This is a genomic window from Spirochaetota bacterium (assembly GCA_026414805.1).
In the GTDB taxonomy this organism is placed as follows: domain Bacteria; phylum Spirochaetota; class UBA4802; order UBA4802; family UB4802; genus UBA4802.
The window spans coordinates 1-3,655 of record JAOAIH010000123.1 but is presented as its reverse complement, the minus strand read 5'-3'; the positions used below and the strand labels follow the sequence as shown (position 1 = coordinate 3,655).

4 protein-coding genes are annotated in these 3,655 nt (G+C 33.6%); 3 read left to right on the top strand and 1 reads right to left on the bottom strand.

Features of this window, described 5'->3' with window-relative positions; all coding sequences use genetic code 11:
- Positions 1 to 329 (bottom strand): hypothetical protein (locus tag N3F66_14725; GenBank protein ID MCX8125400.1); only part of this gene is annotated, 329 nt, incomplete at its 3' end.
- 437 nt (positions 330 to 766) lie between these two features.
- On the opposite strand from N3F66_14725, the gene N3F66_14720 reads away from it, so the two are divergent.
- From N3F66_14720 to N3F66_14710, 3 genes are all read left to right on the top strand, one after another.
- Positions 767 to 2,404 carry a histidine kinase gene (locus tag N3F66_14720; protein ID MCX8125399.1) on the top strand — a complete coding sequence of 546 codons (1,638 nt, stop codon included), beginning with the start codon at positions 767 to 769 and terminating at the stop codon, positions 2,402 to 2,404.
- Positions 2,404 to 3,117 (top strand): LytTR family DNA-binding domain-containing protein, encoded by a 714-nt coding sequence (locus N3F66_14715; protein MCX8125398.1) that lies wholly within the window; start codon positions 2,404 to 2,406, stop codon positions 3,115 to 3,117. The genes N3F66_14720 and N3F66_14715 overlap by 1 nt, the downstream gene beginning before the upstream one ends.
- 211 nt (positions 3,118 to 3,328) lie before the next feature.
- Positions 3,329 to 3,655, top strand: a 327-nt coding sequence (locus N3F66_14710) for a PKD domain-containing protein (GenBank protein MCX8125397.1), incomplete at its 3' end; no start/stop codon positions are given.

The window sequence follows — 3,655 nt, the reverse complement described above, 5'->3', positions numbered from 1 at the left end:
TCATCCTGCTCTGCAATGAGGAGGAGTTCCACCTTTTTTTCTTTTACAAGTGTTCTGTATACTTGTGGGATATCTCGTACGGTTTTGGGTAATCCAATTATAACTTTTACACCGAGTGCTAACCCAGCCCGTGTCCAAGCTTCTATAGCTTTATCATCTAATTTGGAACCGATAACACCGATTGTTGTTAGACCGGGTTTTATCATTTTAGCCACAGCGATTTGTTGACCAAAAGCAACTTTTTGTGCAATGGCAAACTGTGGAATAAGTAGAAATCCAAAAATAAAGATACTTCCTAAAATACTGTTACGGAATTCTCTTCTTTTCATGGTAAATACTCCTCATTTTGCTTTATCAGTGAAACATTATTCGTTTGTACCTAAGGAGTAGCAAGCTTTATACCATCAAAAAATGCTTAATATTTTCATAAATACGCATATTGTATTTCTTACCTTTGAAAATTCCACAAAATACATTCCAAATGTTTTCATTGAAAGAAATTAGTGAAAAGGATTGAAATGCAATATTAAGGAAATAAAGGAATTAATTGTTTTGCTCAATATTCTACAAGTGTTGAGTAGTAACCAAGAGTTTGTAATTTTTTAAGTGTGGTAGAAAATCATATTGATTTTTCTAATATTGAAGTAAAAATTAGAGTAACGAGGGGCCGGCAAATCTTGAAAATTTTGATAATTCTAAACCTATTATTACTATGAATTTTTTTACACTATTCATTTTTGGTTTTTGGGGAGTTTCTACTATAGAAATGCCCTATAGTACTTCCACAGAGCAGTCTATAACATTTACTTCCTCCTGGGTCATAGCAAAAGATCCATTAAATACCGACTCGTTAGGTTCATTACCCGATTCATTATGGCAGAAATTCGACGATCACCAAAAGTATACCATTGGGAATTGGCTTATACGTACGAGCATTTTAATTAGTGATAGCAGTACTCACAAAAAGGTTCTTGGAATATTTGCCAGAAATTTTATATCCGCATTTGAATTGTATTGGGATGGGAAAAAGCTAATACAAAATGGAACCGTTGGTATAACACTGACAGAGGAACGTGAAGGTGTTATGCATGCCAACGCATTCATACCACCTGAATTGTTAACTATCGGTGAACATACTATAATACTTCGAATATCAAATCATTCTGATTACTCGAAGTGGAAATGGTATCATGGTCACATAACCATTGGGGAATATGATAAAGAACTACAAAAGTCTTATGAACTTGGTTATATGATATTTTTCACAGCAGGTATATTACTTATACCATTTTTATTAAATCTCTATCTTTATGTAGCTCGTAATAGTGCTTTCGAGCATTTATTGTTTTGTTTAGTGTGTATGATAATACTTGTAGATAGAATTGTGTTACTTTTACCATCATATGTTACTTTGCCTGCAAATTATATTCACGGTGTCATTTATACCTTTTACATCTCGAGGGTGATTCGTAGTATTTTATTCCCATGGTATTTCGTCCTTCTTTTTTCTTTACCGCACTCTGCGATTCTCTTTCTACTTATTGTGGTATTTAATGGAGGTATTCTTTTTTTTGTTTCTGAGTTTTTCCAAATCCCAAATTGGATGACGGGACTGCTTCTCGTTGAATGTGGACTAATCACACTTTTTGCGCTTATTAAAAAGCGCGAGGGTAGTTTGATTATTGCAATTGGGATCTTGATTGCCACATTTGTGTTTATTATTCAATTCCAATATATAGGAGCTGCTTCGATACTGGCCATATTTTCTACATTAGTTGTTGGTCGTAAATTTGTTGAAAAGGAAAAAGAAGAGCAACGTGCAAAATTGAGGGCTGCACGTATAGAAATTGAGTTACTAAAAAAGAGTATAAACTCACATTTTGTGTTGAATTCTTTATCTTCTATAATAGTGTGGTTACGAAAAAACCCAAAAGCAGCTATTCAACTTATCGATGCACTTGCAAAGGAATTTCGCTGTATTACTCAAGTGTCAGCTATGAAATTAATTCCAATTAGCCAAGAATTAGAGATATGTAAGCACCACCTTTCAATAATGAGTTATCGCCGTGGTATAACGTATAAGTTAGAAACACATGATATTGACGAAAATGAAATGATACCGCCACTTATATTCCATACGCTTATTGAAAATGGCATTACTCATAGTAATGTACCCAATAGCATTGTTTCATTTATACTTAAGCGTAAAAGAAAAGAAAACTATACACAATACATTTTTACACAAATCGGTAGTACTCTTAAAAGGCGTGGCAAACAAAATAGTGGTGTAGGTTTGAAGTATATATCGTTGCGTTTGGAAGAGAGTTTCCCCCATCGATGGAATATACGTTCTGGAAAAAGTAGTACAGGTTGGAAAACTATAATTGAAATAAAGGACAAATAATGCGAATTCTGATTATTGAAGACGAGTATCCTACAGCAGAAGATATACGAGATCGATTACTTGAGATTCTTGGGAGAGATATTACAACAATACATATTGAAACTACAATACAAGGTGCATTAGTATACTTAAAAGAGAAAAGCGTTGATGTTGTTTTATTGGATCTAAATTTAAATTCTCAGGATGGGTTTGAAATTTTGCAGAAGTTTGTTAAAAAAACGTTTCATACGATTATTATTTCTGCTAATGATACACGCGCTATTGAAGCTTTTGAGTATGGGGTATTCGATTTTATTGCAAAACCCTATACGACTGAACGGTTGAAGACATCGTTTGAACGATTAAGAAAAAATGTGGGTAACAAGAGCTTGCTACAATACATTTCTGTTCATAAAGGTACAAATGTTAAGTTGCTCCCGCTACAGGATGTGATTTTTTTTAAAGCAGTAGGGATGTATGTAGAAATTCACCTTACAAATTCTAAAGTTGAATTCTATGATCAACCTCTTAAAATACTTCAAGAACTTTTACCAAGTCGTTTTCTAAGGGTTCACCGTTCATACATTGTTGATACAGAACGAATTGATAGGCTCGTAGTAAAGGGTGGAGGTAGATATAGTATTGTGCTTTTAGGAAAATATATTATACCGGTAAGCCGTAAAAAAATTGGTGTTGTACGAAATATTGTTAATGGAATATTAATGAAAAAATGACTGAAATATTGAAATATATATAAATTATAGGTGCACTTTATTTTGATAAAGTGCACTTCATAAAAAAACACTACCATGATGGATTAAAGCTCTTAAATTGTAAACCGAACATACCCTCCCCTCAGAACTGTGGGGCAGTAAGCAATAAAACATTGAGTGCTTATTGCCCTGCACTTTATTTTATGTATAGTATATTTTGGTTGGAGTAAATATGAAAACATTACCTCTGATTGTGTGCTTACTTTCCATCCCACTAGTTATGAGTAGTCAAAGTCGAATTACTGTTTTACCAAAAACAACAGTGGAAGTTGGTGAAGAAGTATATTTTGATGCCAGTTATTATGCACGAATTATTTCAGATACGTTAGAGTTCGAGTGGGATTTTGGGGATGGGTACAGTATGTATATAGATACCACTGATGGTAATCCGTTTGAGTCAGGAGTAGCAGTGGTTCATCATTTTATGAACCCCGGAATTTACAAAGTAAAGATGACAGCTTCATATTATAAATTGGTTGGTGTGAATAGACCTATAAGG